The 268-nt window shown below is 53.7% G+C and carries 1 pseudogene; it reads right to left on the reverse strand.

Annotation, left to right across the window (positions count from 1 at the left end):
• Positions 1–61 precede the first annotated feature (61 nt).
• Positions 62–268: pseudogene (locus AAEZ10_RS27405) on the reverse strand (GNAT family N-acetyltransferase); the annotation flags it as partial.

A 268-nucleotide genomic window follows, 5' to 3' on the forward strand; every position in this document is an offset into this window, starting at 1 on the left:
GTATGTGGCGTATGACGACGCGGCGAGCAATCGAGCTGGTGAACTGAAGGGCTAGTACCAGTCAGCCCATGGTTCCGGAATGAGCGCCAATCGCCGGAATAGGCTGACGAACATAATAATTGTCGAAGTCACTGCTTTCGATGAACTGGAAGCCATGGCGGGTATAAAAGCGATTCGAAGCGCTTTCTTTGAGAGCCCCCACTTTAATAGGCAGCGCCGCCGCATCCGCCTCTTTGAAAATCTGCATGAGAACAGCAGACCCCACCCC

The organism is Pseudomonas sp. H26/SER47-MNA-CIBAN-0231, assembly GCF_040310465.1.
Classification (GTDB): Bacteria; Pseudomonadota; Gammaproteobacteria; order Pseudomonadales; family Pseudomonadaceae; genus Aquipseudomonas; species Aquipseudomonas atacamensis.